This is a genomic window from Pseudoalteromonas apostichopi (assembly GCF_030297135.1).
In the GTDB taxonomy this organism is placed as follows: domain Bacteria; phylum Pseudomonadota; class Gammaproteobacteria; order Enterobacterales; family Alteromonadaceae; genus Pseudoalteromonas; species Pseudoalteromonas apostichopi.
The window spans coordinates 853,150-879,723 of sequence record NZ_AP028065.1; the positions used below are offsets into that span (position 1 = coordinate 853,150).

At 42.6% G+C, this 26,574-nt stretch carries 24 protein-coding genes and 1 tRNA gene; 4 read left to right on the plus strand and 21 right to left on the minus strand.

Going from position 1 to position 26,574, the window contains the following annotated elements:
- Positions 1 to 181 precede the first annotated feature (181 nt).
- Positions 182 to 520, plus strand: a complete 339-nt coding sequence (locus tag QUE86_RS03835; protein ID WP_130050784.1) for a BON domain-containing protein — start codon at positions 182 to 184, stop codon at positions 518 to 520.
- 25 nt (positions 521 to 545) lie between these two features.
- Here QUE86_RS03835 and QUE86_RS03840 read toward each other — a convergent pair whose 3' ends face one another.
- Entirely contained in the window at positions 546 to 1,478 is a 933-nt protein-coding gene (locus tag QUE86_RS03840; protein ID WP_130050783.1) for an aq_1923 C-terminal domain, read from the minus strand.
- 50 nt (positions 1,479 to 1,528) lie between these two features.
- A complete protein-coding gene (radA, locus tag QUE86_RS03845; protein WP_167658776.1) occupies positions 1,529 to 2,914 on the minus strand; it encodes a DNA repair protein RadA in 1,386 nt (461 codons plus the stop codon).
- Positions 2,915 to 3,265: 351 nt separating this feature from the next.
- Between radA and QUE86_RS03850 the strand changes: the two genes are divergently transcribed.
- Positions 3,266 to 5,746, plus strand: coding sequence for a PilZ domain-containing protein (locus QUE86_RS03850; protein ID WP_286259303.1), 2,481 nt, complete (start codon positions 3,266 to 3,268; stop codon positions 5,744 to 5,746).
- Here the strand turns inward: QUE86_RS03850 and serB are convergent.
- The gene (gene serB / locus QUE86_RS03855; RefSeq protein WP_250661160.1) at positions 5,729 to 6,748 is read right to left on the minus strand and encodes a phosphoserine phosphatase SerB; all 1,020 of its coding nucleotides are present in this window, start codon (positions 6,746 to 6,748) and stop codon (positions 5,729 to 5,731) included. The two genes, QUE86_RS03850 and serB, sit on opposite strands and share 18 nt — an antisense overlap.
- 125 nt (positions 6,749 to 6,873) lie before the next feature.
- On the opposite strand from serB, the gene QUE86_RS03860 reads away from it, so the two are divergent.
- A complete protein-coding gene (locus QUE86_RS03860; protein WP_239976542.1) occupies positions 6,874 to 7,494 on the plus strand; it encodes an AhpA/YtjB family protein in 621 nt (206 codons plus the stop codon).
- On the opposite strand, the gene QUE86_RS03865 is transcribed toward QUE86_RS03860, so the two are convergent.
- The 4 genes from QUE86_RS03865 to prfC form a co-directional block, all read right to left on the minus strand.
- Entirely contained in the window at positions 7,461 to 8,234 is a 774-nt protein-coding gene (locus tag QUE86_RS03865; RefSeq protein WP_286259305.1) for a TatD family hydrolase, read from the minus strand. The two genes, QUE86_RS03860 and QUE86_RS03865, sit on opposite strands and share 34 nt — an antisense overlap.
- Positions 8,235 to 8,873 (minus strand): pyridoxamine 5'-phosphate oxidase, encoded by a 639-nt coding sequence (gene pdxH, locus QUE86_RS03870; protein WP_130050777.1) that lies wholly within the window; start codon positions 8,871 to 8,873, stop codon positions 8,235 to 8,237. It lies immediately after the preceding gene.
- Between the two features lie 347 nt (positions 8,874 to 9,220).
- Complete coding sequence (gene argS / locus QUE86_RS03875) at positions 9,221 to 10,963, minus strand: arginine--tRNA ligase (protein ID WP_286259308.1); 1,743 nt, start codon at positions 10,961 to 10,963, stop codon at positions 9,221 to 9,223.
- A gap of 61 nt (positions 10,964 to 11,024) precedes the next feature.
- Complete coding sequence (prfC, locus tag QUE86_RS03880) at positions 11,025 to 12,608, minus strand: peptide chain release factor 3 (protein WP_178927336.1); 1,584 nt, start codon at positions 12,606 to 12,608, stop codon at positions 11,025 to 11,027.
- 251 nt (positions 12,609 to 12,859) lie between these two features.
- On the opposite strand from prfC, the gene QUE86_RS03885 reads away from it, so the two are divergent.
- Entirely contained in the window at positions 12,860 to 15,514 is a 2,655-nt protein-coding gene (locus QUE86_RS03885; RefSeq protein WP_167658771.1) for a hybrid sensor histidine kinase/response regulator, read from the plus strand.
- Here the strand turns inward: QUE86_RS03885 and rimI are convergent.
- The 14 genes from rimI to traJ (QUE86_RS03955) all read right to left on the minus strand — a co-directional run bounded on the left by rimI (position 15,511) and on the right by traJ (QUE86_RS03955) (position 26,539).
- Positions 15,511 to 15,957: a ribosomal protein S18-alanine N-acetyltransferase gene (gene rimI / locus QUE86_RS03890; RefSeq protein ID WP_175580473.1), complete on the minus strand. Its 447-nt coding sequence runs from the start codon at positions 15,955 to 15,957 to the stop codon at positions 15,511 to 15,513. The two genes, QUE86_RS03885 and rimI, sit on opposite strands and share 4 nt — an antisense overlap.
- Positions 15,944 to 16,246 carry a hypothetical protein gene (locus tag QUE86_RS03895; protein ID WP_130050773.1) on the minus strand — a complete coding sequence of 101 codons (303 nt, stop codon included), beginning with the start codon at positions 16,244 to 16,246 and terminating at the stop codon, positions 15,944 to 15,946. Before QUE86_RS03895 ends, rimI begins: the two co-directional genes overlap by 14 nt.
- Positions 16,247 to 16,314: 68 nt before the next feature.
- Positions 16,315 to 16,391, minus strand: a tRNA-Trp gene (locus QUE86_RS03900).
- Positions 16,392 to 17,018: 627 nt separating this feature from the next.
- Positions 17,019 to 19,058: an antiviral reverse transcriptase Drt3b gene (gene drt3b / locus QUE86_RS03905; protein ID WP_286259311.1), complete on the minus strand. Its 2,040-nt coding sequence runs from the start codon at positions 19,056 to 19,058 to the stop codon at positions 17,019 to 17,021.
- Positions 19,051 to 20,397, minus strand: a complete 1,347-nt coding sequence (drt3a, locus tag QUE86_RS03910; RefSeq protein ID WP_286259313.1) for an antiviral reverse transcriptase Drt3a — start codon at positions 20,395 to 20,397, stop codon at positions 19,051 to 19,053. The genes drt3b and drt3a overlap by 8 nt, the downstream gene beginning before the upstream one ends.
- Positions 20,398 to 20,594: 197 nt before the next feature.
- Positions 20,595 to 20,966 carry a conjugal transfer transcriptional regulator TraJ gene (gene traJ / locus QUE86_RS03915; protein WP_222104067.1) on the minus strand — a complete coding sequence of 124 codons (372 nt, stop codon included), beginning with the start codon at positions 20,964 to 20,966 and terminating at the stop codon, positions 20,595 to 20,597.
- Positions 20,963 to 21,202 carry a type I toxin-antitoxin system ptaRNA1 family toxin gene (locus QUE86_RS03920; protein WP_144221975.1) on the minus strand — a complete coding sequence of 80 codons (240 nt, stop codon included), beginning with the start codon at positions 21,200 to 21,202 and terminating at the stop codon, positions 20,963 to 20,965. Before QUE86_RS03920 ends, traJ (QUE86_RS03915) begins: the two co-directional genes overlap by 4 nt.
- 72 nt (positions 21,203 to 21,274) lie before the next feature.
- Positions 21,275 to 21,529, minus strand: coding sequence for a hypothetical protein (locus QUE86_RS03925; RefSeq protein WP_144221974.1), 255 nt, complete (start codon positions 21,527 to 21,529; stop codon positions 21,275 to 21,277).
- Positions 21,530 to 21,549: 20 nt separating this feature from the next.
- Complete coding sequence (locus tag QUE86_RS03930) at positions 21,550 to 21,828, minus strand: hypothetical protein (protein ID WP_434784469.1); 279 nt, start codon at positions 21,826 to 21,828, stop codon at positions 21,550 to 21,552.
- The gene (trbL, locus tag QUE86_RS03935; RefSeq protein ID WP_248407845.1) at positions 21,803 to 23,098 is read right to left on the minus strand and encodes a P-type conjugative transfer protein TrbL; all 1,296 of its coding nucleotides are present in this window, start codon (positions 23,096 to 23,098) and stop codon (positions 21,803 to 21,805) included. Before trbL ends, QUE86_RS03930 begins: the two co-directional genes overlap by 26 nt.
- A 2-nt stretch (positions 23,099 to 23,100) precedes the next feature.
- Entirely contained in the window at positions 23,101 to 23,298 is a 198-nt protein-coding gene (locus tag QUE86_RS03940; RefSeq protein WP_144221970.1) for a hypothetical protein, read from the minus strand.
- A gap of 2 nt (positions 23,299 to 23,300) precedes the next feature.
- Positions 23,301 to 24,074: a P-type conjugative transfer protein TrbJ gene (gene trbJ, locus QUE86_RS03945; protein ID WP_286259326.1), complete on the minus strand. Its 774-nt coding sequence runs from the start codon at positions 24,072 to 24,074 to the stop codon at positions 23,301 to 23,303.
- A 237-nt stretch (positions 24,075 to 24,311) separates the two neighbouring features.
- Entirely contained in the window at positions 24,312 to 26,072 is a 1,761-nt protein-coding gene (traI, locus tag QUE86_RS03950) for a TraI/MobA(P) family conjugative relaxase (protein ID WP_286259328.1), read from the minus strand.
- Positions 26,069 to 26,539: a conjugal transfer transcriptional regulator TraJ gene (gene traJ / locus QUE86_RS03955; protein WP_434784470.1), complete on the minus strand. Its 471-nt coding sequence runs from the start codon at positions 26,537 to 26,539 to the stop codon at positions 26,069 to 26,071. The genes traI and traJ (QUE86_RS03955) overlap by 4 nt, the downstream gene beginning before the upstream one ends.
- Positions 26,540 to 26,574 lie beyond the last annotated feature (35 nt).

A 26,574-nucleotide genomic window follows, 5' to 3' on the forward strand; every position in this document is an offset into this window, starting at 1 on the left:
TCTCGGCATTTTTATGCCCTACCTTTTTTACTTATTAAGTGTGTAATTAGTTCACACTTTCTTACCCTCACATACTCAACACAAAAATAAAAGCATAAAAATCAATTAGTTAAATTTTGGAATAATAATTGTAACAGGTTCAGCAATAGTTCACAGCAGACTAGATTAACGAGGGAATTGTATGAGCCGCTTCAAATTAACCATAGCACTTACTTTATTAAGTTGTTTGTTTTTACTTGCTTGCGCAACTACTGTAAGCGCCAATACCAGCGTACTAACAACCAGCACATCGGCACAACCACGTCTACAGCAAATGGCATTGCAAAAATTAACGAGCAATCCAAATTTTCAAATTGAAAACCTACAAGTAATTGTTGATGGTGATACTGTTGAACTAAAAGGCATTACAGAAACAGGGTTTCAGCGAGCTTTGGCACAAAAGTTTTTAGAGCACAGCCAAGGTGTGATGCAGATAAAAAACAACCTTAAAGTGAGCAAGCTTAATCACTCATCACTTTAAGGCTAAGTTTACAAGTGGTGTGAGATTATTCGCCGCTTGCTTGTAAGTTAATAAATTTAGCAAGCTCTTCTGGTTGACCCATCAGCATTTGAATTTGCTGATTAATCTCCATCATGGTTTTACCTTCAGGTAATTTAGCAGACACAGAAAAAGACGATAAACCACTCACAAAATTGCTAATCGCTGTTGCAAGTTCTTCACTCACAGGCACTTGTTGTAACTGCATGGTAACGACTTGCTTAAATTGCTCATGAGTCATTCCTTGTGCAGTTAAAAAGCTTTCAAATACCGCTTTAAGCTCACCTTCGTCAGCAATCGACATATTTATGCTACGCGGTTCTAACTGAGTTAATGCTGCCATCATTTTCGATTGCTGTTGTAACTGCTGCTCTAATGTTAATTGGCCGTCAGCTGCTTCATTTTGCATCTGGCTAACAGCCAAAGATGCTTCCATCAGTGCTGTGGTTTTAGCCAAGCCTAGATTAAAATTAACATCAGCCACCTCATTCGCAGTGACTTTAAGTGCAAAATCACTATCGCCTGAATCTTTATTGTAATCAAGAGATGAGTCAACGTTATAACTTGTTGATGCTAGCTTGTTATTTGAATTTTCAGGAAGCTGTGCCAAAAACTCATCGCTAAAACGAAAGTTTTTCATCACAAAACCTGTGTGCGGCGGTACAGCATCAACTTCGTAACCCGACACATCAATACTATCGATTGTCGCAACTTGCTCATTACTCAGGCTGTTCGAAACAGTGATTTCTGTTAACTGCATACTACTATCAAAAATACTGGCTGAGATATCGCTGTATTTAATATCTACACCGCTTTGTGTTGATAATGCACTGATTTGCTTATCAACCACCTTTTTCACTTCCTGTGTAGCTGCGTAATTTGCGTAAGCTACGCCACCGACAGCCGCAGCAACAACCGCTGCAATAATTAACTTCTTCATTATATTTCCTTTAATTGGTGTAAATTTTTTATCAGTGTATCAAATTGTATTTAGTTTATTAACGACAGTAATTCATGCACTGTTTTCACTGGCGTGATCTTAGCTCCAAGTCCTTCCATTGATTTATGGTAATTGCGATGCGGAATAAAAATTTCAGTAAAGCCGTGTTGGGCAGCTTCTTTAACTCTGGGTACTCCGCTGTCTATTGGTCTAACATCGCCATTAAGACTTAGCTCGCCCATAATACAAGTTGTGCGAGGCACTACAAACTCGTTCAAACTGCTTAATAACGCTGTTACTAATGCTAAATCGATACAGGTTTCTGATTCATCTATTTTTAAACCACCAACAATGTTAAAAAAGGTGTCATGAAAGATTTTTGTTTTTGTATGTTTGCGTAAAATTCCCGTAAGCATCTTGATACGGTTCATGTTTAAACCAACACACACCCGCTGCGGAAACTCAGCTTCTGTTTCTGTAGTTAAGCACTGGATTTCGAGAAGTAAATTACGGTTACCTTTACGAATACAAGTAATAGCAGATCCCGGAGACTCGGTACTAGAACCAGATAAAAAGATTTCACTCGGGTTATCAACACTCAGCATTCCGCGCTCACACATTCTGAAAATACCCACAGTGTCGATATCACCAAAACGGTTTTTATTAGCTCGTAGCGTTCTGATTTGCCCATCGTTAGTATCGATATGTAATAAAGCATCGACGATATGTACTAACGTTTGCGGCCCGGCAATTTCATTATTTTTGTTTACATGGGCAATGATGAACATAGTTACATCATTTTGCTTACAGTATTGCGTTAATGCTTGGGCTGCACTTTTTACCTGTGAAGGTGAACCTGGACTACCATTTGCCGTTTCTGTTACTACAGCCTGAATTGAGTCTATCACCGCAAACTTAATTTTATTTTTATCAAGCTCTTCAATAATAGCTTCAACGCTGGTTTCAGAAAGCAAATACAACTCTTCTTCGTTGTAATCTAAACGTAGGCGATTCACACGGTTTTTAAACTGCGATAAAGACTCTTCGGCTGTACAGTACAAAGACGGCATGAGCTTTGACATACGTGCAACCAAGTCTGACAACAAGGTGGTTTTACCTGCACCTGGGTCACCAGAAATAATATTGACTGAACCTGTGGTTACGCCACCACTTAATACTCTATCTAGCTCACCAATTTCAGTGAGACGTTTTTCAGCCTCTGCTGTGGCTACTTCATTTATTTTCTTTGAACCACCGCTTACGACACCGGCATAACCTGCCACAGCGGCGCGGCTTGCTGCTTGTTTTGATTGCCCTGCTGAGGGTTTAAACTCTGCGAGCGTATTCCACGCTCCACACTTACACTGTCCTTGCCAGCGCTGATAGTTCATGCCGCACTCAGTGCAGACAAATTCGATTTTTGCTGATTTTGCCATTCGGCCTTACCTATTTTGGTAGCTGATTTGTGACTATTTCTGTATTTTCAAGCATATAATAGCTAAAGTAAAACATACGACTCAGGCGATTTAATTAGAGCCAATTTATAGTCACAAATGATAACATGCTGTAACCTGCCCCTAAAAAGTACTTAATTTAGCTAAGCACTTATTTAAGAAATAGTTAAGGGCACAGTTTTTGCTTACAAATAAAACTTTACAGTGCTTGCCATTTAATTGGCGAATACATATAACAATAACTAATAAAATAAAGAAGTAGTCACACTGTTTTGGCTTTAAATAGCCCGCTAGTATACCTACTTTTTTAGATAGACGGTGATGGTTTTATAAATGGCTGAAGACATTCTGCTTAAATATGAAAGCCTAGTTGATGAACTAAAGGCACATTTAGGCACTCCCCAGTTCGATAAACTGTTTAAATCAAAGACAGCTAGCTTAACAAAGCCAGAGCAGTTTTTGATCAAAATGGAAATGTCGCGCTTATCTCAGCCTGTAGCTCGCTTTATTGATTTACGTGGTCAAGTAACCGGCCAAGTGAAACCTTACGAATATGACGGCAAGCAACACTTTATGGACGATACCGCCATTGAAGTGTTTGAAGATGCCATAAAACGCCACGGTGGTTACACGCTTGCCGTTTACGAAGCGGTGATGAACACTGAAAATAATCACCGAGTAATGCAAAAAAAGGCTGCAGAACAAGCTTTAACCGACGATAGTACAGCTACAGAGCAGCCAGCCAAGGTCATTAAATTTGCATCTTACGAGAGTCGCCGCGAAGAGCGGATGAACTATTCAATTAAAATCACCGTTGAGCTTGATAAAGACCGCAAAGTTGCTGCATCAACCTCAGATATTTCTTTAAGCGGTGCCAAAATTAAGCTGGGGCCTCGTTACTCAGTTAAAAAAGGTCAATTAATTGGTTTACGTCTGGTTGGCCTAGAGCAAGACTTCGAACTGGGCCTAAAAAACGGTATTCAATACGAAGTGGTTGCGGTAGAAAAGGTCTCTCGTGAATACAATCATGTACGCTTAAAACGCACCTTTATTGAGAATAATGAAAAATTTGATGAGTTTTTAGAAAGCTTTATCCACGGCAACAAACGCCGCTATAAAGTTAATTTAGACAATACGCTAGATGCTGTTGTCTCAAAAGGCTACGAGCAATACTATATTCCACGCGTTACCTCGTTTTATGCTTTTTTAAGCTTACAAGGCGACAAACTTTACCCTAGCCTTGCATTAACCACTGAGAATAATATTTTTATTCAGCGCTATTTTTGTGATGAACGTAAGTTGTCATGTTTATACAGTATTATTAATCAGCAGCGTTTGGGTCACTTACTTAGCTCACCTGATGCAGTAAAAGAAGAATACCTTTATACTTTCACGCATACGGCTGCGGGCAAAATTTATTATTATTCCGCTACAAAAACTGAGCTTGAAAGCCAACCACACCTAAGAGATTTATTCCTCGGGTTTGGCAGCCAAAAAGACAGCTGGCAGTGCTTTAAGCTACAGTTGATGCCAAGCCATCCGGAAGACTCTTACATTCCATTGTCACTGCCAAGCAGTGCTGGCAAAAATATCGAAAAACTAAATAAACCACCTACACCACGAGTGCAGGGGTTGATCAAAGATGTTAAATATCTACTAATTTTAACTTCGGTTGGTACAAAGTTTGAACAACGAACATATCAACAACTTGATTACAGTAAAGATGCAGTAAACCAGCTCAAGCTTTTCGGTCACAGTAAGCACAAAACGCCCCCTCATTTAGAGCCTGTGGCGCTCGAATATGTAAACCTTAGAGCTCATAAACGCTACTTATACAAAACAGCTGTCAGCATTGAACACCATGAGCAAACTATTACAGGGCATACCCGAGACTTATCAGTGATGGGATTGCAAATTGAATGCGACCAACCAGTTGAGTTCAAAAAAGGCGATATCATTAAGTTAAACTTGCCTGATTTGCAAAAAATTACCAAAAAGCATGATTTGACGAATCTTGCCTATGAAGTGATGGCTGTGAGTAAATCACTGACAACAGTAAACTTAAAAGTCCATCGGATTGGTGACCTACCACATATGGCAATTAAGTTTTTCACTGTTTTAATCGATAACAACAAAGACAAATTACGTGTCTGCGAAGAAACGCCTAAGATTCCGGGGTTATCGACCGCACTCAGAAACATGGTGACCAAAAGTGTATGCCAATTTCCGTTTTATTTACATAAAGAAGCAGCTCACTTTAAAGCTGGCGCAATTGGTCAAGGTTTATATCCAAGCCCACTACATGTGTTACTGCAAAACTTTGCGTTATTAAATGAGACGACCAGCATCGATGGTTTCTTATCGACGGATCAAATTACAGAGGTGATCACCCCGTTAATAAAAGATCGTAGTCGCCAAGATCCGCCATTACCATTTACTTTATTTTTACGCTTTGATCCGCGCCAAGCCGAAATTAGCGATGCAATTACTAGTCGCTGTATCAGTGAAGATGACTACAAACCACAAACTTTATTTGTGAAAAAAGCGCTGAAAAACGATTTAGTATTTGTGTTTCGTTTATATGTTTCACGTACTGGTCGACCTGATATTGATTACTTAGCGAATGAGCTTAAATATATTAGTCAGTACGCATTGCACAAAGCAAAAGATTTAGAAGAAGCGCTGTGGGCAGTAGCCGGTGTAGGTGATTTAATTGATATAACCGAAGAAGCGCTTACCCATTTTGATATTGACCAAAAGCTGATCACGGAAATGAGTAAACGCAAAGCGACTTGGTTAAAGCGAGTAATCTAACGGTAGAGAGAGTAAGTAAGCAACTTGCAGTAATGAACCTTCATTAATTGCAGTTTGTGCTTGCTCAACTACTTTAGGTTTACCATGCACAGCAACGCCAAGCCCTGCCGCAGCCATCATTTTCAAATCGTTAGCACCATCACCCATGGCAACTGTTTGACGATTATTTAAAGTCAGCTTTTGTTCGATTCGTTTAAGTACACGAGCCTTTTCTTCAGCATCAACAATAGTGCCAATGACTTTACCCGTTAAGCGATTATCTTTGAATTCAAGAGTATTGGCATGCACCTCATCTAAACCAAGCAGTGACTGCACTTGCTCTGCAAAAGGCACAAAGCCACCTGATGCGATTGCTAAATGCCAGTTATGCGCTTTTAGGTATTGGCATAATTCACTCACGCCCGGCATAAGCGGTAAACGCGCTTTTAAGCCGTCAATTAAATCTACATCGATGCCCTCAAGCTTCGCGACACGCTGCTTTAAGCTTTGTGCAAAGTCGAGCTGCCCGGCCATAGCTTGCGCGGTTACAGCGGCAACTTCGTCATACACATCGGCAAGGCGCGCAATTTCGTCGATACACTCAATAGTAATGGCTGTTGAGTCCATATCCATTAGTAATAAGCCTGGCTCATTCACTGTCGGTGGATTAGTTAGTTGCACCAGTTGAATACCTAACTGCTTGGCAAACTCAACTAATACGAGTGGGCTCAGTAAAATTGTAGCATCGCTATGAAAGCTCCATGCCACAGGTATATCTGTAATTGGTTGATAACAACAAAGCGATAAATTACTTAACCCATGTGACGCTAAAAAATCACTAATAGTAAGCAGTTTCTCTGCATTAAGCTCATTACCAAAGGCAACACTAAACACGCCTTGGTTTGCTTTTGGCGTAAAGTCTGTTGTAATAAGGTGTTTGTTTTCAATTTTATACCAACAATTTAGACTGATTTGTTCTGCTAAATTTGCTGAAGGTGTAGCAGCTAAGCTAAGCTGTGACATAGTGGCTCCACATTAGACTTATGTCTGTCCTTGGTCGTGCATTTGGCACTCGCACACAAGGGGCTGTTAAAGTTATCATGTTGTACCATCAAAATTAAAAGCTGTCAGTAACGTATACGGTGACTATGAAAAATAACCAACTTAAAATTCCCTTTTCAGCCACTTATCGCCAGCGCTTTGTGCGCTTGAGTTTGGCTACAGCCTGCTTTGTGCTGTTAAGTTGGGTTGCCATGAATAGTAGCTTCCAAAGTCACCAATTACTTTACGATAGTGCTGATAGCACAGCAATAAGCTTAACCAAGTTTATGGCACTAAATGCAAAGACCCCACTGCAAGAGAAAAACAAACCAGAGTTAAATGAACTATGTAATCATATTGCTGAAGATGAGTATGTGTTAGCTGCAACTATTTACGATCAACAAGGAATTCAACTTGCTGCCAGCGATAATTGGCAAAGTCATCACACATTTGGTTTATTACCAGACTCAACACCGGGTATCAGTAAACTCAAAACGCCATTTGTTGAGCCGGTGATAAGTGATGATGAAAGACCTATTGGTTTTGTATCAATTACCTATTTAACACAGGCTTCCATTGCGACCAGCCACAGTAGTTTTCATGATTTAGGTCGCCAAGTGTTATTAATGTTAGTGATCACCTGTATTTTTACTTGGCAGCTAGGTCGCGGGTTAAAACTCTGGCAAATCAACCGTTACATCAAAAAAAGCGCAGAGCAAGAATCGTAAAGTTCAGCAGCGAGTTGCTGCTGTGCATCACCTGTCACACCTTTGAGCTCACATAAATGAGCGAATACGTTGCGCACTTTAAGTGGCGTATTAACCTGCCCCTGAAAGCCTGCCAGCGGCATTGACGGCGAGTCGGTTTCTAACACTAAATGTTGTGGTTCAATTGCGCTTATAACTTTACGAGTTTTAGCAGCACGCGGATAACTGATAACGCCCCCCACTCCGAGCTTAAAATTTTGTTTTATATAACTTTGAGCTTGTTGTTCAGAGCCTGAGAAAGCATGAATCACACCACCAAACTTTGGCTTGCAGCGCTTAAATGAGCGAGCAATTAAATCATGGCTTTGTCTGTGATGCACAATCAGTGGTAGAGCGAGTTGATTGGCAAGCTCTATTTGCCCTTCAAAAAGCCATGTTTGTTTATCGAGGTTGTCGATACTGCGATCAAGCCCGCACTCGCCGATGGCAATAAATTTTCCTAAATGGGCTTTTGCTAACTGCTCTAACTCAGCAAGGTGATGAGCTTGGTGATCAGATAAAAAATAAGGGTGTAGACCTAAAGCAACTGAGATACTAGGCTCTGATTTAGCAAAAGAAAAAAGTGCTGTAGATTGTGCCAAGCTCACACCCGGCACAATAAAATGTTCGATCCCTACTTGCTTGCACTCTTTGATGAGCTCTGAACGAGTCTCATCAAACTCACTAAAATCAAGATGGCAGTGAGAATCGATGAAGTGCATTTACGGATTTAAACGACCAAACAGCCAACTGCCATCGGCATGGCGTTGATACATAAACCGGTCATGTAAGCGGTGTGCACCACCTTGCCAAAACTCAATTTTAGTAGGCTCAACGCAATAGCCCCCCCAAAAATCAGGCAATGGAATTTCACCATCAGAAAACTTTTGCTTCATTTTCGCAAATGTTTCCATTAATACCTTACGTGATGACACTGGACGGCTTTGCTGAGATGCCCAAGCTGCTAATTGGCTTTCTTTTGGACGCGATAAAAAGTACTTAGCCACAGCGGTTGTTGGTAATGGTTTTGCCTCACCATACACAATGACTTGTCGCTCCATATGATGCCAAGGAAAGTGCAAGGAAATTTTGTTATTACCTTTAAGTTCTTGCGCCTTGCGCGAGCCAGTATTAGTAAAAAACACAAAGCCATTTTCATCAAGATGCTTTAACAGCACGATACGCTGTGAAGGTTGGCCATGTTCATCAACCGTAGCAACCACCATCGCCGTAGGATCAGGTAAGTTAGTTGCAACAGCTTGTTCTAGCCATTTTTCAAACTGCTTGATTGGAGACGCATCAAGCATGTCTTCAGATAAACCATCCTGTAAATATTCACGGCGAATATCTTCAAGTTTCATAAAATTCCCTCTACGCTATCGGCTAAAGATTAATCAAGGTTATTGAGCTATCAATTTTGTTGGGTTTCGCTACGCTCTACCCAACCTACGAAGCTATGAGCTCTTAAACGTTCTGCAAGTGTAGAAGTGCTTTCAAAGCGAACTACACGAGGCAGAGTTCACCTAAGTAGTTTAGCCTAAGACAAGGCGGAAAACCGACTTATCCCTATGAGTTCTTAAACTTTCTGCAAGTGAAGGAGTGCTAGCAAGGCAATGAGTTTATTTATGCCAAGGAGCATACGTGTTTTGTATGTGACTTAGGCTAAATAAACTCATTAACGCAGCTAAAGCGAACTACACGAAGCAGATTACATTTGCTCCATTACTTCGATACCTAAAAGATCCAACCCTGATTTCAGGGTCTTAGCAACCAAATTACATAACACTAAACGGCTGTCACGTACATTTGGCTCCACTCCTTCTTTTAGGACTGGGCACGCCTCATAGAACGTCATGTATAGGCTTGCTAGTTCATATAGGTATCCACATAATACGTGCGGTGTTGCTTCGCTGATCATTAGATCAAGTACTTCTTCTAATTGTAGAAGTTTAAGTGCGAGTGCTTTTTCTTGTGGCTCGTTGATTGCAACGTCTACTGTTAATGACGCAGCATCAATACCTGATTTACGGAAGATACTGCGAACGCGGGTGTATGCGTATTGAAGATAAGGCGCTGTAGCACCTTCAAAGCTCAGCATACTATCCCAGTTGAAGATATAGTCGCTAGTGCGGTGTTTAGAAAGATCCGCATATTTCACTGCGCCAATACCGACTTTACGGGCTATTTCGCTACGCTCTTCGTCGCTTAAGTCTGACTCACGCTCAGCAAGTTTAGCTGCAGCACGAGTGATTGACTCTTCTAGCAAGTCTGCAAGTTTAACTGTACCGCCAGTACGAGTTTTGAATGGCTTACCGTCGGCCCCCATCATGGTACCAAATGGGCAGAATTCATAACTTGTTTCATCACGTAATAAACCAGCTTTACGTGCTGTTAGCTCAACTTGATTGAAGTGCAAGCTTTGACGCGCATCAACGAAGATTAGGATACGATCCGCACCCAGTTTGTTTGAACGGTAATCACAGGCTGCTAGGTCAGTTGTGGCATATAAGAAACCACCACCTGATTTCTGTACGATAAATACTGAAGGCTCACCGTCTTTATTAGCAAGCTCATCTAAGAACACCACTTGTGCACCATTAGATTCAACCGCAATTTCTTTGCCTTTTAATAGCGCAATAATGTTTGCAAGTTCACTGTTATAAGCACTTTCAGCCATGATGTCATCGGATGTAAGCGTTACGTTTAGACGCTTATAAACTTCTTCAGAATGCTTCACAGAAGTCGCAATGAATAGCTTCCATAGTTTTTCACAGTGTGCGTCGCCACCTTGTAATTTAACAACGTAATCACGCGCTTTATCAGCAAAACCTTCTTCATCATCAAAGCGTTTTTTCGCATCACGATAGAAGGTCTCTAAATCAGCTAGTGCAACTTTGTCTAGATCAACACCTTGGTTGATTTGATCTTCTAAGTGCGCGATTAGCATACCAAACTGAGTACCCCAGTCACCCATGTGGTTTTGACGGATAACTTCATCGCCACGGAACTCAAGGGCACGAACAACCGCATCACCAATGATAGTCGAACGTAAATGACCTACATGCATTTCTTTAGCAAGGTTAGGTGATGAGTAATCAACAACCACTTTTTGCGCCGTTGCATGCGGTGCAACAGCCAGCTTTTCATCTTCATTTGCCGCTTTTAAGCTAGCTGATAAAAACGCAGGCTTTAAGTGAATATTGATAAAACCAGGGCCTGCAATTTCAGTTTTTTCTGCGATATCAGCAAGATCTAGGTTATCGATAATTTTTTGTGCTAGCTCACGCGGGTTCGATTTTAGTTTTTTTGCAGCCCCCATCGCGCCATTGATTTGGTAATCACCAAATTGCGGGCGTGTGCTTTGCGTTACCGCTGGGTTTGTGTCTTCTGGTAACCCTGCTGCAACCATCGCAGCAATTGCTTTTTCGATTAAAAGAGTACGAATATTCATTGTAATTTTTACCTTTATGGCCCGTAGTACGGGCCCTTAAATTTGAAGCAGTCTTAGCGTATTAGTTTTCGCGCGTGTGGTTAAACTTGATATCTGGATAGCGTTCCATCGACAAGTTTAGGTTTACACGGCTTGGCGCGATATAAGTAAGGTTATCGCCACCATCAAGCGCTAAGTTGCTTTCGCACTTACGCTTAAACTCTTCAAGCTTTTTGTTATCGTCTGAGCTTACCCAACGTGCAGTATTAACACTGACACCTTCGTAAATCGCATCAACGTTGTATTCAGCTTTTAAGCGAGCAACAACCACATCAAACTGTAGTACACCTACCGCACCAACGATAAGGTCGTTATTTATAAGCGGTCTAAATACTTGCACAGCACCTTCTTCAGATAACTGAACTAAGCCTTTTAGCAATTGCTTTTGTTTTAATGGATCTTTTAAGCGAATACGGCGGAATAATTCTGGTGCGAAGTTAGGAATACCACCAAACTTCATTTTTTCACCTTGCGTAAAAGTATCACCTATTTGAATTGTACCGTGGTTGTGTAAACCAATGATGTCACCCGCATAAGCATCTTGCGCTCGCTCACGGTCACCTGCCATGAAGGTTACCGCATCAGAAATACTCACTTGCTTACCAATACGCACATGGTTCATCTTCATACCTTGGCTGTATTTGCCCGATACAATTCGCATAAAGGCAATACGGTCACGGTGTTTAGGGTCCATGTTTGCTTGAATTTTAAATACGAAGCCAGAGAAGTTATCTTCAGTTGCCGCTACTTGGCGGTCTTCTGTTTCACGAGGTAGTGGCGCCGGAGCCCATTCAGTTAAGCCATCAAGAACATGGTCAACACCAAAGTTACCAAGTGCCGTACCAAAATACACAGGCGATAGCTCACCCGCTAAGAACAGATCTAAATCAAATTCGTGTGATGCACCAATCACAAGCTCTAGCTCTTCACGAAGCTGCTCCGCAAGTTCGCTACCAATTGCATCATCAAGTTCTGGGTTATCTAAACCTTTAATAACACGTACTTCTTGAATCGTGTGACCTTGGCCTGTGCTATACAAAATCGTTTCTTCACGGTGAATGTGATACACACCTTTGAATTCTTTACCACACCCAATCGGCCAAGTAACAGGCGCACAGGCGATGTTAAGCTCAGTCTCAACTTCGTCTAATAACTCCATTGGGTCACGAATATCACGGTCACACTTATTCATGAAAGTTACGATAGGTGTAGTACGTAAGCGTGTTACTTCCATTAATTTACGAGTACGATCCTCAACACCTTTCGCCGCGTCGATTACCATTAGACACGAGTCAACCGCAGTCAGTGTACGATAAGTATCTTCAGAGAAGTCTTCGTGCCCTGGAGTATCAAGTAAGTTAACTAGACGCTCATTGTAAGGAAATTGCATAACAGACGTGGTTACCGAGATACCACGTTCTTTTTCCATTTCCATCCAGTCTGATTTTGCGTGCTGGTTTGAGCCACGACCCTTTACGGTACCCGCTTTTTGAATCGCTTGTCCGAATAACAGAACTTTTTCTGTAATAGTGGTTTTACCCGCATCCGGGTGCGAGATGATCGCAAAGGTGCGTCGTTTATTAATTTCGGTAGTTAAATTAGACATGTAAGCTGCTTTTAGTCATAACAAAGCGCACTTGGCTGCCCTATAAATTATAAAGCTCGGTGCGCACTGTAAAAATAAAATAGAATTGCCGACTATTATACCTTGTTTGTCTTAGCCAAAAAAGCAACGATTGTAAGTAATTATTCACCATAGGCTGGGTATATGGGTTGTTCACTTTTTTGCTAAGCTTGTGTAATCAAGTTGTAACGCATACTATTGATAAATTGCACGGAGGGATATCAATTTAGGTCATGAAAACCAGTAAGCTCAGTATTCGATTATTATGGTATATCACACCTTTAGTGATCTTACCTTTGTTGTTTTTAGGTGGCTTTACGTTAACCAATGTGACCAATTCAACAAAAAAACAAGCAGAGCTTATTGTCAGTCGCTTTGTTGAGCAACAGCAACAAAAAATCTTCAATTACATTGACTCATTTCATTCGATTACCCGGTTACTTTCGACTTCTCCAGTATTGGCGGACTTTTTAGCCCGTGAACCCGAATCAAAAAACCAATACATTGAACGCCTTGGCGAGTTAATGAATGTATTTGCAAGTTATTCAGAAGCTTACCCTGATATAGTCAGCATTAACTATGTTGCCCCAGACGGCAAAAGTGATGCATTTTATTCAAGCCAATTAACCCCTGCGCCTAAAAGCTACCCGTTTTTTGATCAAGTACTGCAATCAAATTTGCGCCAGCAGCAATTTATGATCCCCAAAGAAGATGGCTCCACCAGTTTGTACTTTGTGCACCCTATTTACAATATCGATTACTACTTAAAACAGCCGCAACAGTTAGGATTTATTGTTGTACATGTAGAACCATCGATATTAAATGCCAGCATTTTAGAAGCGCCTTTTAATAACACCCTAAATTTGTTTTTGACAACTAAAGGACAAATTTTATTTAGCTCAGACTATGACTTACGGGGCAGCTACTTAAGTGAATACGAGCTTGAACAAATTAAGAGTTTGGCCGATTACGGCAAACTAGCCAGCATTGAGCTTTCGAGTATCGATAAAGAAGAGCGTATCATCTATGCGGTGCAAATGACCGACGGCGATTACTTCATCTCGACCACCCCCAAAGATTTACTGTATCAGTCAGGGAAAGCCATCAGTTTAATTACTGCATTAATTGTAATTATCTCTGTGATTTCACTACCTATTCTGATTTACATTGTGGTGCGTAATTTACTACTCACCCCAGTCGAGTTATTAGGCGCTGCAAGCCATCGCGTTGGTGATGGTGATTTATCTGTGTATTTGCCCGCCCATACAAATGATGAAGTAGGTGTGCTTTTCAACGACTTCAATCACATGGTGAACCAAATTCGTCATTACCAAGACGAACTCGAAGAATATAAGCATCACCTAGAAGAAAAGGTTGAAAGCCGTACTAAAGCGCTCGAAGCAATGAATAGCAAGCTAGAAGTGGCAATCGCGCAAGCCGAACAAGCCAACCAACTAAAAAGCCGCTTTTTAGCAAATATGAGTCATGAAATTCGCACCCCACTTACCGCAATTATGGGTTTTACAGAGCAACTTCTGCACAACAAAGATGCGGTGAATGATGAACAACATTTAAGCACCATTTTACGTAACTCTAAGCACTTGCTTGAGCTCATCAATAACATTCTTGATTTATCAAAAATTGAAGCTGAAAAACTCGCCGTTGAGCGTGGGCCATGTAATGTAGTGCAGCTTATTCATGATATTGATTCGATTATTCGCCCACTGGCTAATGAGAAGCAACTGGCGTTTAATATCAACTACAAGCTACCAATCCCCAAAACCATTAATAGCGATACCACACGTTTAAAACAAATCTTGATCAATATTGCCAGTAATGCGGTTAAATTTACTGAGAAAGGCAGTATCTCGATTGATATTAGCTACAACAGCGAAAAACAACATTTACAATTTGCGATTCAAGACACAGGTATTGGTATGTCAGAGCGCGAAGTTGAACGGGTATTTAAACCGTTTGAACAAGCTGATGCGACGACAACTCGCCGCTTTGGTGGTACAGGTCTTGGCTTGTGTATTTCGAAGAACTTAGCCCAGTTATTGGGTGGTGATGTGCAACTTATCAGTGAACCTGGAAACGGCAGTTGTTTTACCGTGCAAGTTGCAGCTCACTTAAATGCCGAGCAGCTTAAGTATGAGGCCTTTATTCATAACTATGAGCAGCTCTCGCCGAGTAAAGACGTACAGCTTTCATTCGCTGCTAATAGCTTTGATGCCAATATACTGGTGGCCGAAGATAATCCAGATAACCAGTTGCTGATCAAACTACTGTTACAAACTTGGGGGCTTGAGCCTGACATCGCAAAAAATGGTGCTGAAGCGGTAGAAATGGCATTGGTTAATGATTATCAGTTGATCATCATGGATATGCAGATGCCTGTAATGGGCGGCTTAGAAGCGACGCAAATGTTACGTCATGCAGCCTACGATGGACCTATTATCGCACTTACAGCCAATGTGATGAAAACCGATGTCGATACTTACATAGAAGCGGGCTGTGATGAAGCCCTTGCAAAACCAATCGATAAAGACGCATTAGAGCAAGTTCTCGTAAGCTACTTACATATTGAAAAAGATAGCCAAAACAAATGGGAAAATTTACTGAAAAGTGAAAAATTCCAACAAATTAACGACAACTATCGTTCAAAGCTGCCTGATTACTTAAGCCAGGTCGTGCAGTTGTATCGCACTAAAGAGTGGGAAGCGCTGCGCTCAGTAGCGCATAGCCTAAAAGGCAGTGCTGGGTGTTTTAGTTTTGAAGCAATTCATAAGACCGCAGGACAACTTGAAAATGCCTTACGTAGTAATCAAACTGAACAAATCGAGCAATGCTACAACGCGCTTATAAGCGCCCTTGAAGAGGCATCTTAAAGGCTAAAGCTCATGCCCATTAAAATAGCGTCTTCATTCCCTGTTGCGGTTGGGTAGTAGTTCTTTCGCACTGACATATGTGAAAAGCCAGCACTTTCGTACAAGCCAATAGCAGGTGCATTAGACTCACGCACTTCTAAGAAGAGGTTTTCAGCTTGGTGCTGTTCACCATGCTCAATAAAAGCATTTAACAACTGCTTAGCAATGCCCTGCCCTTGGTGCTTTGGCGCAACACAAATATCCATCAGGGTGTAATCTGGGCCCGCTTGCTCACCGATATAAAAACCTAGCATATCATCGCCATGAAAAGCAGCCAGGTTAAAGTAACGGCCCGCTAAACACGACAGCATGGTTTTCTCTGTCCACGGGTGACTATGGCAGGCATTTTCAATAGCCATTAACTGGCTGATATAAGTTGCATCTACAGATTTAAAGCTTATCAAGTTGTTCACCGATTAAAGACCAAAGTTGTTTTTTCTGTTTACTATTAAGCTTATCGCTCGGTAAACCCAAGCACCCCTCTTGCCAGCTAATACTTGTTGTTTTAACGATTTCAGTAATAACTAACGGCGCAAATGCTTTTTCGAGGTCTTGGTGAAACTGTAACGGTAGCGTAAGTGTTTCTTGTTGAGTATTTGACATCTCTTCGCTAGAAACGTCAGGCACAGTTCGATAGTGTTGATTCAACTCTAAAGATTGTACAGAGAATATCGCAGCGTAACTTGGATTCATAACGACTCAATCATGATTAAGAGCAAGTAATATAGGGAGATTTGCGATTAAAGTAAAGAAGGAAGAAATGGCAGGGGCGGAGAGATTCGAACTCCCAACCGTCGGTTTTGGAGACCGCTGTTCTACCAATTGGAACTACGCCCCTGCAATGACGACGAATTATATAGAGCTTTTTTCAAAGGTAAAGTAAAAAAACACAGTTTTTAGTTTAACTGCTTTTTAAATAAACAAAACGGCGAATTAGCAAGCTAATTCGCCGTTTTTGAACCAATTCAGGTCAGAATAATAAAATTATTCCCACTCGAATATCAATACGAAGAAAATACATTTACATAACAGCTAGTTAGATAGGTAAATTTTCTCAATACCATCATCTATACCATGCTCAGAATTTTTTTGATTTTTCTGCTCGTCGGCGTTTTAGCTCAACCTTGGCCCAAGCTGAGGATTCGGCCATGTCCTGCCGTAACTGAACGATCTCTTCAGGGGTTAGCATGCGCACCTTAGCTTCTTTTCTATCAGAGCCAAAATCAGGGAGGGAAGGTTTATCTGAACTATGTGTCATACAAGCAAAGGTTATATAAGAGAGTCTAGGCAGCCCCACCCTCCATGCGACTTAGCTTTCGCCTCGCCTCACGTCTGGTAGGACTGCCGAAACCGAGCGGCTCATGCGGACCGCTCAGGCATACATCTCCATGCGTAGGACAATGTCTACCCATGCGCGCTGGTGTGTGAGCTGCAAACAGCCATTAAGTCGCACGATGCGCTTTTTTCAGTATACATCTTGGCTCACTTTAGCGTCTAGCTCTTTAGCGAAGTTGTACCCTGACCACTTAGTGAACCAAGTCGAGCAATAGCTGATAACTTTTTTTCGACACGCCTTAGGAACATCACTTTTTTCTAAAATTTCATCTTTGAGTTTATCACTCACATATGGACACGCAATCAAATCAAGTGTCATATGTGTGATTTCACTATCAATGTTTATTATCGAATTTTTTTGTGCATATTTTTGCAAAACGTATTCTTCAATTGGCTCTTTTAAAAAATCATACCGTTTTTTGTTCTCTATATAAAACAGCAAAACAACAATAGAAAAGTAGTTTAAATCTTTTTCAAAATTAATGCCCTCAGAGCTTTTTACAATCCCAAAATATTTGCACAAGGAAAATTCATCAAGCCAATAGAACTTACCTAGCTGACGCATTAAAACAAGCAGGTACAATGTCTCAACTGGAGTTTCATTTCCTACCTTTATGTCTTCCAATACAGAACAAGAGCCATTAAATATAGAACGAAATATTACATCACGGTATTCAATCCCCAGAGTGCGATCATTAACAAACAGAATAATCTGCTGCATAATCCTACAGAGCTTAATGGTTCCATTAACTTTTGGAGACATTGAATATATGAAGAATGAAAATTCAATTAAACTAACTAGCGAACTTACAAGTTGTTTATCAACATTTTCACCTTCAGGAACCTTGGTATAAACAAGCAATATTTTTCTTACTTTTTTCTCTAATATAGAAAGGGTGTAGTTGAGTATATCCCCATATGAAACATCTGACGTATGGAGGATAGATTTAAAGTCTGTAATTAAACTTGATTTTCTGAAATACAAACTAGCTTTCTCAATCTCCTTAGTTCCCTCTATATATTCTATATTATATTTCAGCTTGTCTGACAAAAGATCAGCAATTTTCTTTTTTGCTATTGTGATAGGCGTTATCACAGGCCTATCAAAAAAGTACTCTTTACTTTTATTCAGGTTAAGCTTGTATTTTGCCAAACAAAGACTAATTGAAGACTTTATTTTAGAGAAAACCTCTTGGTCATTATAAAAAACAAAGAAGTCATCAACATACCTAAATACATGGTAGTCAACCCCAAAGAAAACACTCTTTCCCTCCAAGTCTGAGACAATATCACTATCAATAGCTTGAAGTATAATTTCGGCAAATATTCTAGACAATTCAGGACCAATTACAATTCCATTTGTCTCATTATAGTTAAGCTGCTGCATCAAACTATCAAAAACATTTGGAAAAGTTGATTTAGTTTGACTAAGATTATTTTTGGCATATTCTTTACTGTATACAGCCCAAGCTATCGAGTGGGTATAAATGGAATCAAAACAATTCGAGATATCAAGCTTTGATAAAAAACTATACCTTCCCTCGCAATCATGATATTCATCAGATTCGTAAAAATTAAAGATACTGCTATATTTGTCATATACAAAAAACGATTTCAAATTTTCGTAATTCTCGCCTTCAACCTCTATTACTTCACCATCAGTATCAAACTGCTCAATAAGTGACTTCTTATCTACATATGTACAACCAGCAACTCGCTTCGCCGACCTGAGACTAAACTGGCTTTTATCGCAATAGTAAGTGATCAAATCTTTATTGTTCTTGTAAAATTCTACAGCAAAAACTTGTGACCTTGGGTGGATTAAAGATAAATGTCTATACTGATCCGCTTTGTGTGATATATTAAATGTGAAAGGTATAGTAAAAGGGTTTATCTTCTTTGCACTAACTTTGCTGTACTTGATACCTTCTTTCTCAAAGTTCTGAACCTGCTTACTTTTAGGCAGGCCAAGCAACAGCATAACAAGGCTATCAAAAGCGGTATCTTTTTTCTTCCAGTAAAAATAATCATTCGAATACTTAACTTGATTATCTACTATGAAGTTATAAAAATGCCTATTCGAAAATGTTATTGGAACCTCATATGGAAGCAGGTCTGAAAGGACTACTCTCTCAATTGGAAAATTGATCGATAATGTTTTCTTAGGCATCCTTCCATCCTCTAGTTATATTTTTCAAGTCAGCAGTAGTAAAACTTCTGAATACTTTATTTTCAAATCCCTCAACAAAAGAAAATTTATTTAGACGCCTATGTAACCTCTGATCTGTTATTGCCAGAAACTTATTTCTCAGGTACTTATCAATCTCTTCCAGATCACTAATGTCATTTATATACATGTTATTAAAATAGACACCAGTAAACGCTTTGCTTTTGGCATGCAAAAGCCGAGTATTTCCAGTTAAAAAACGAATTTTATCTATTAGAAGGTCAGCTTTTTTATCAGGATTATATTTGCACTTTTTAAAATAGTTATCGAAAGCCTGATTGATACGATCTTTGTATTTATCAACCCTTTTACTGCTAATCCGGATTGCTATATCTTTACCTTTAAATAAAAACCTATACCCCAGATACTCAAACTCTTGAGCTTTATCCGCTGTCAGATCAATTTCTTTTGTTTTATTATTTAATTTTAATTTCTTCCTACCAACAGCTTCATCTACAACTTGGAGATAATAAGACTTATCCTTTATAACATCTGGGGAGTATATCAATATTAAATCATCAACGTAGCGAGAATAAAAAGTTAAATCTGGATTATTCACCAGCTCATCATCCAAGTCTTTCATATATACTTCTGATAAATAGGCGCTCAAACCAACACCTCTTGGAAGCCCTTTATCACACCCCACCAATTTAGCATATGATCTAAGAAGTTGGGTAAGTATTCTCTTAGGCAATACAGACAGTTTTGTAGATGCATGCAGCTTTTTTATAATTAGCTCATGCTCAATGCTTTCGTAAAAATCTTTTACGTCAGCTTTAACAATATATTTAGGACTTTTATCCAAACAAATACTTTTAACTCTGCTAACGATTAAGTCACGATGCGATTGCTTTATATTATAAGTACTTCTTATTATGTTATGTAAATGCCTTGTAACAAATACACTCTCCACGCTTTTCCCAATTGTAAATACATCTTTACCAGAAATCTGATTGGGAAGCTTTGATAGTGGGAGATTATACCCCTTCCTATTTACCTTATTGCAAATACTTTCAATTTCATCATTTACAAAACTATTGTATCTACCCTTTCTAACCTCCAATAACTTACGGATCAAATCCACCCTTTTCTCATAGGATTCTTTTGTTATCACGCCTTTTTTAAATCTGGATAGAATCCGACACTTAAATTTTTTTAAAACTCTAATTTTCAGTCTTTCTGCATATGCTTTTTCGAAGTATTCACGCTCTAAATCTCCTCGATTTTTCAGATCAAGATCATAAATACTCCGGAAGTTTTTAACTGAAAAAGACTGTTCCATAATCGATCACCTTACTCCATCCCTAGCCCACTAAATAAATATGGAACTAAAATATAAAGATTTATACTTATATACTACTTTACCATTCTCGCTACAGTAATCGATATACTGACATAAATCCAACGGTAGATCCTTCGTTGGTTTAACGTTAAAAAGGCGACCAGTTGGCCGCCTGCTCTGAATCAACCTGTTGTGATTCATATCTTCGGCATGACCACCTTGGTCATAACCTTTCCCATTTCCTCCTGTGTAGCCTCAATCTTGCTGAGGACAGCGAGGATAGTTGCCTGGCCGAACTGAGCCGTACGCATGTCATCTGACAGCCATAACTTCAATAGGCCGCCCAAACGGCCAAGGTCACCGTTGATTCGAGCCAACTCCCGGACCTGCTCATAGTCCACCACACCAGAGATGTGATAACCCTGACCGACTTCGCGTAAGTACCGCGCAGCACTCATACCAGCTCGTTTTGCCTGCGCCTCGATCTGCTCCTTTTCCTCTGGCAGGCAGTACACTTTGATAGGTGTGCTGCTCTTCCTCGTTATTCGTTCTGTCTTATCGTTCATCATCTTTTGCCTTGGTTCCTTGTCACATGGCGGATAGTATCCAGCGCCTGCTCGAAGTCCTCCGGCGTCACCCGGCCAGTCTCAGCCTGGTAGTAGAGGATCGTAAACATATTGGCGACCGCCTCCGCGACGGGCGAAACCTGCCGGGCGGTTTCCTGGTCAATGAACTCCAGGGCGGCCAGCTTGGTCGCTGCCTGATGAATTGCTTGCTGAACTTCGATATTATGCGTGGTTGTCATGTGTCACCTCTCTGACAGGTGGTATGTGAAAATGCGGGCCGGTGCACCATCACCGGCCCGTGTGCTTTCTAACTACTTGCGTCGGCCAAACGGCCAGCGTCTCATTTTGTCGATTTGATCGACCGATCTCGTCATGTCCTTGTAAGCACGCCCGGCCAACCTGTTTTGGAATACCTCCATTTTAACGGCAATGGCTTTCATCTTCTGGCCGTGTCCGGTGTTGTGCAGCCACTGCCCCAAAAAATAGAAGGCCAGCATCACAATGAACATCACTGCGAAGAAACCAAATACCTCCGCAAGGTTTTGAGGTGGAAAGCTAAACTCCATAATCAGTAATCCTTATCTAGTTAGGCCATGCGACCCTTTTTAACAAAACTGGCAACCTCTTCGTTGCGCTCCTGCTGGCGTTCCTGGGCATACGACACGTAGTCCTCAACGTCGAAGGTGTGCTTTTCCGGGTCGCGCTCTTGCCATTCTGCGTGTGCTTGGCGGGCTTCTTCCTGGTCCTCACTGGACAGGCCATCAAAGCCGCCTGTTTGATTCATCCAGCCAGTGCCGACACCGCCTAAGCTATCGTTGTCAAATGCAAGGGAAGCGTCGTCAATCGCCCTCCTTGTCGTCATCATCCCCGTCATTTTTCGTACTGTTTCGGATCGAGCTAGCTAAACGACCTCCAGCAGTGCGGCCAATTCGATCCCCGGCCATATCACTCATTCCCTTCATCAAATTCGCACCGGTATCCGCTGCAATACGACCCGCTTTTACAGCGCTGCCTTTAAAGCCGCCGCCAGAGGATTCGCCACCGCTAGAGGATTGGCCAGAGGCTTGGGAAAAGGAGCCAGCTTCGTCAGAATCGCCGCCACCGCTAAATGCTCCGCCCAGGCTCGACATAACGTCAGTATTGTTCGCTACGTTCTCACCTGCTTTTGCAAATGCAGCCTGAATAGCAGACGCACCGCCGGCGGTAGCCATTGCTGCACCAGCAGCCATACCACCAGTGGCAACAGCCGCTCCGGCCATCGCTCCGGCACTGATACTGCCTGCACCTGCCGCCGCGCCGCCTCCAGGAACCAGGCTGGCGACCACATAGGGAACCGAGTGAATAAGCATCACGAGAACCAGTGAAACTACAAAGATCACCAGCAGTTCACGCATAGGGGCATCATTGGATAGATCGGCATAGAAACCGTCCATGATCGACATGGCAATGCCAATGAGCAACGTCATTGTCATCAACTTCAAAGCAACGCCCAATACGCTTTTGAAGTAGTTGATTGCTATATCTGAAGTCCAGCGCGAACCACCAAACCCCAGCACGAAGACACCGGCATAGATCAATATCCAAGCCGTCACCAAGGCCAACAACACATTGGCCGCCACTACCGCCATACATGCTAAAATTGCCAGCGTGATTAAGAAGATAGACAAGTTATCTATCGGGCTTGTGATGCTGTAGGACTCACCAGCTTTCACAATAATGTCGAACGCAATACTAATAGGCTCTGACGGGGTTAGGTCTCTCGGAAGGCCACCGGCTTGAGCACCGATCATTCTCAACGAGTCGATGATTGACGTCGCAAAGTCTGGGCCGTTTCTGAGCAACCAGAGAAAGAAACCAAACGTCAGGATGAAGCGCACGAACTCGGCAAAGAACTCCCTTATATCCGCTTGTTTAAGGATTAAGGTCCCGCCAGTCCAAACAAGGGATATAGTACCCAGCGTCCAGAACAGCCAGGCGGCATAGTTTGTAATTACCGTGCCCCAAGTAGCACTGGCCGTCATGAAACGCACGGCCACTTCATCCAAGACACCATTAGGCTCAATGGCCGCTGACGCAGTTTGCGAAGTCAGTACAACTGCTAGGAGCATCACAAGTCGAATGAATATCTTGCTCATGATTAGAACCCCTTGTTCTTGGAGCGATCCGTGGGTTCGCCCATATCCCAAAGACAGTTCCCTTCTTCCCTCTGCTCTTTCGTCAGGTTCGGGTTGTCACAGTTGATCGTTGCAGGGTTTGGCCCGTCATCTTCACCGCACCCCACCAGAACAAAAGAGGCCAACGCGCTAACGATAAAAACTCGGGTGATTTTCTTCATGATTAAAACCCCCTGTTTTCTGAACGGTCGGTTGGCTCGCCCATATCGAACAACCTTTCACGAGACGCTTGATATTGAGCTTCGCGGTCAGCCTCTGCCTGCATTCGAGTGCCAACGGCATTCTGCTGGGCAATCAACAGGCTTCGGATTTGCAGGAGCTGGTTGGCCTGGTTGCTAGCGAGCTGGTTAGCGTAACCAATGGCGGCCAGTTGGCCGTCCGCGCCTTGGGCGGCAGATTGCAGACGCTGGAGCTGTCGAGCGTCGGCCTGCAAGTTGTCTTGCTGCTGCTCCAGGCCCTTAAACAGCGCGTCGTTGGCCTTCTTCTGCGATTCAGATGCCAAGCGGCGGTTCTCGGCCATAGCGACCCGTTCGGCATCGCTGCATCCCGCCGACGAGAAACAAGGCGAGCTGCGGTAATAGGCCACGTCCTGGAACTTGCCTAGGTAAGCATCGAGGCTACCAAGCTGGTTTTGGTAATAGGCTAGTGTGTTGGTCGCCTGGTTCAGATCGTTGATGGTGCGCTGCGCCTGGTCCCAAATATGAGCCGCCGGGGCCATTGTGTTTTGCAGTTGGTTTTCATACTGCTGGAGTTGGGTTTGGTATTCCTGAATCTGCTTGAGTGTCTGCGCTACGGCTTCCATCGCAGACATGATGTTCTGAACTAGATTCGTACCATCAGCAACCGGAATCCCCGCATATACAGGATTAGAAAGGTTTAACGCCAAGGAGATGGCAAGCACGGGAATTTTAGCCGCTAAAATTTTTCGTTTTAGCATGGTTAATTACTCTTAGTTGTTATGACTAAAAGTTGCATTCACCAACCTGTAGAAACTTGATCTCTACTCCTGCCGTTACCAGCGGTGAATGTGGGCCTGTACAGAGCTAGCTCGCCACTTACTATCTCGGTGCCCGACCAGCGCGACACCGTTAAACGCGCGGTCAAATAGGGTTAAACATCGGTGTCATTACCAACCGAAGCGGTTAGGGCTTCCGTCGATTCCTTTGCCATCACATCAACGTGATCGGCTCTTATGTTGTCGTTTCGCTTTTTTAGCTGCCTGCTCAGCTTGCAGCTTGGCTTTACGCTGCTCTAATGCTGGCATGACCACCGCTTTTTCAGTTACAGGGGCTGACTGAATAGCTAAAACCTCTAACTGAGATAGATTCTGCAACCGGCCACGGCGTGAAGGTGGCACTTTGCCAATCGGTAACACACCAGGCTTATCTGACCGTTTGGCCTTTTTGCTCTGGGCTATTAATGCCTGACGGCGACGCTCTAGCCCTGGGTCGGCAAACTTTATAGACAGGTTGCCATCTACTGCCGCCTTGATCACTCGCGCCTTGAACTCAGGCGAGCCATTCACGGTAATACGATCACCGTAACGCTCCATTGCTACCTTTAGCGCAGCTAAAACACTGGTTTGGTTGGAAGCCGTCGACACTTGTAGACGCTCACCATCATCACGCACAGCACTGTTACCTACTCGATAAATAATGGTGCCTTTTTTCGTAATCGTATCGACCGTTGCTTTGGGCTCGGCCTGAACGGCATCTCCTTTGAGGGTATTGCCTTTAAGCTTTTGTGCAGCCTCTCGGCTACGTAGAGCTTTCAGGGCTTCTCTATCTCCCTGCAATGCCTGGCTCTTTAACCAATCCGCCCAGGCTTGGCGTTTATTGCTTTGATATATCGTTTGCCGTTGCTCTTGGTAACGCTTGTGAATGCGCTCAAGATCGCTTTTCAATGCATCGCTGGCCTGTTTGTACAAAAGCTTCTTAGTAAGCTTATTACTACCGGTTAACTTAATCGCTGCGCGACGGCCACGCCCTTTCCTCTTGGCGTTTTCAACCTGTCGATCTTTATCACGACGAGCCTGTTCAAGGGCTTGCGACTTACTCGCTGCGGCACGTTTCTGCTCTGCTTGATAACGGGCATATAGCTCGGTGGTATTCACCTTCAAGCGAACAGGTCGGTGTGTATATTGGCGGCTCGGCTTAACAGAATCCGATGCAGTCTCTTCAAAGGGACCAAGGCGCGCTTCGAGTTTGGGTTTAGAAAACTCACGTCCCAAGGTGCTCGCTTTGATGATCGCTTCACCGTCGGCAACGATCACTAGACCATTTCCTCTGGTTCTTAACTGCAAACCATTGTCCTGCATAACCTGGTGCAACGCCTGCCAGCTATTGGCTGATTTAATCTCGTCTATGCATTCGCGCCTCACCCACCCCACTAAGCTTTCAATACCCGAATGCCACTCCATATCCATCGCACGTGATTCGGCCCCGCGCTTGCGCGGTATATGATTATCCGGCTGCAAATCAAAGTCCTGCTCGATGGCCTCGCACATTTCCGCTAGCTTCTTATGCGGGTAGTACGGCTCATGGATTGTGTTGCGAGTAGGGTGAATCTTGTTAATTGCGATATGGATATGTTGATTGTCCGTATCGTTGTGTACAGCACTGACACGCTGATGCTCGCCATAACCCAAGCCTTGGCAAATGCGCTCTTCTATGGCGGCTAAAGCATGCGCTTCTAACTGTTCACCATTAGGGAAGCTCACTATCAGGTGGTAGGTTTTATCACTCTTCGCTCGGGTGTTCGCAAACTGAGTCGCCAACACCTCACTGATCGCATCGCGCACGGTTTCCGCTTCACAGTTATTTAAACGAACGCTACCAAGTCGATGTTCTTTGCTCTGGTGATCGGTGATGTAATTCACCAAGCCTGCAAAGTCAGATTTCCCCTGAGAACGCATCGGTACATGCTTGGCGATCATTGGTCCGCCCTCGGGCGAAGAATAGACTCCATAAGTGAACTCATTTGGTCTTGCGTCGCCTCAATACGATTAAGCACTGCCAAGATCGTATTGGCCCCAACATGTGCCACCTTGGCATCGTTACTAAGCCATAACTTCAGCAATCCCCCCAGACGTCCTAAGTCACCATTCACTCTTACCAGTTCGCGAACCTGTTCAACATCAGTAACTCCTTGAATGCGATAACCTTGGCCGACTTCGCGCAAATAGGTCGAAGCACTGAGCCCAGCCTGTGCTGACATGGATTCGATCAGCGCACGCTCTTCCGGTAGGCAATAGACCTTAATCGGAGGACTATTCTTTCTCGTCGTCTTATTTGTGTTGTTCTCCATCTGGGTATCCTCTCTCAGGCCCCGCAGGGCAGGATCAACGTTGAGTGCCGAAGGTGCGAATAAGTCATAAGTGAAGAGGCTTCGCCATGCTTGCATGGAGGGCCTACTTCACACATCCTGCCCGCATTTCA

Bases quoted from the DNA above. Each gene is read 5' to 3' on its own strand.
- QUE86_RS03835 (WP_130050784.1), top strand. From the start codon at position 182: ATGAGCCGCTTCAAATTAACCATAGCACTTACTTTATTAAGTTGTTTG.
- QUE86_RS03840 (WP_130050783.1), bottom strand. From the start codon at position 1,478: ATGAAGAAGTTAATTATTGCAGCGGTTGTTGCTGCGGCTGTCGGTGGC.
- radA (WP_167658776.1), bottom strand. From the start codon at position 2,914: ATGGCAAAATCAGCAAAAATCGAATTTGTCTGCACTGAGTGCGGCATG.
- QUE86_RS03850 (WP_286259303.1), top strand. From the start codon at position 3,266: ATGGCTGAAGACATTCTGCTTAAATATGAAAGCCTAGTTGATGAACTA.
- serB (WP_250661160.1), bottom strand. From the start codon at position 6,748: ATGTCACAGCTTAGCTTAGCTGCTACACCTTCAGCAAATTTAGCAGAA.
- QUE86_RS03860 (WP_239976542.1), top strand. From the start codon at position 6,874: ATGAAAAATAACCAACTTAAAATTCCCTTTTCAGCCACTTATCGCCAG.
- QUE86_RS03865 (WP_286259305.1), bottom strand. From the start codon at position 8,234: ATGCACTTCATCGATTCTCACTGCCATCTTGATTTTAGTGAGTTTGAT.
- pdxH (WP_130050777.1), bottom strand. From the start codon at position 8,873: ATGAAACTTGAAGATATTCGCCGTGAATATTTACAGGATGGTTTATCT.
- argS (WP_286259308.1), bottom strand. From the start codon at position 10,963: ATGAATATTCGTACTCTTTTAATCGAAAAAGCAATTGCTGCGATGGTT.
- prfC (WP_178927336.1), bottom strand. From the start codon at position 12,608: ATGTCTAATTTAACTACCGAAATTAATAAACGACGCACCTTTGCGATC.
- QUE86_RS03885 (WP_167658771.1), top strand. From the start codon at position 12,860: ATGAAAACCAGTAAGCTCAGTATTCGATTATTATGGTATATCACACCT.
- QUE86_RS03895 (WP_130050773.1), bottom strand. From the start codon at position 16,246: ATGAATCCAAGTTACGCTGCGATATTCTCTGTACAATCTTTAGAGTTG.
- drt3b (WP_286259311.1), bottom strand. From the start codon at position 19,058: ATGCCTAAGAAAACATTATCGATCAATTTTCCAATTGAGAGAGTAGTC.
- drt3a (WP_286259313.1), bottom strand. From the start codon at position 20,397: ATGGAACAGTCTTTTTCAGTTAAAAACTTCCGGAGTATTTATGATCTT.
- traJ (WP_222104067.1), bottom strand. From the start codon at position 20,966: ATGATGAACGATAAGACAGAACGAATAACGAGGAAGAGCAGCACACCT.
- QUE86_RS03920 (WP_144221975.1), bottom strand. From the start codon at position 21,202: ATGACAACCACGCATAATATCGAAGTTCAGCAAGCAATTCATCAGGCA.
- QUE86_RS03925 (WP_144221974.1), bottom strand. From the start codon at position 21,529: ATGGAGTTTAGCTTTCCACCTCAAAACCTTGCGGAGGTATTTGGTTTC.
- QUE86_RS03930 (WP_434784469.1), bottom strand. From the start codon at position 21,828: ATGATGACGACAAGGAGGGCGATTGACGACGCTTCCCTTGCATTTGAC.
- trbL (WP_248407845.1), bottom strand. From the start codon at position 23,098: ATGAGCAAGATATTCATTCGACTTGTGATGCTCCTAGCAGTTGTACTG.
- QUE86_RS03940 (WP_144221970.1), bottom strand. From the start codon at position 23,298: ATGAAGAAAATCACCCGAGTTTTTATCGTTAGCGCGTTGGCCTCTTTT.
- trbJ (WP_286259326.1), bottom strand. From the start codon at position 24,074: ATGCTAAAACGAAAAATTTTAGCGGCTAAAATTCCCGTGCTTGCCATC.
- traI (WP_286259328.1), bottom strand. From the start codon at position 26,072: ATGATCGCCAAGCATGTACCGATGCGTTCTCAGGGGAAATCTGACTTT.
- traJ (WP_434784470.1), bottom strand. From the start codon at position 26,539: ATGCAAGCATGGCGAAGCCTCTTCACTTATGACTTATTCGCACCTTCG.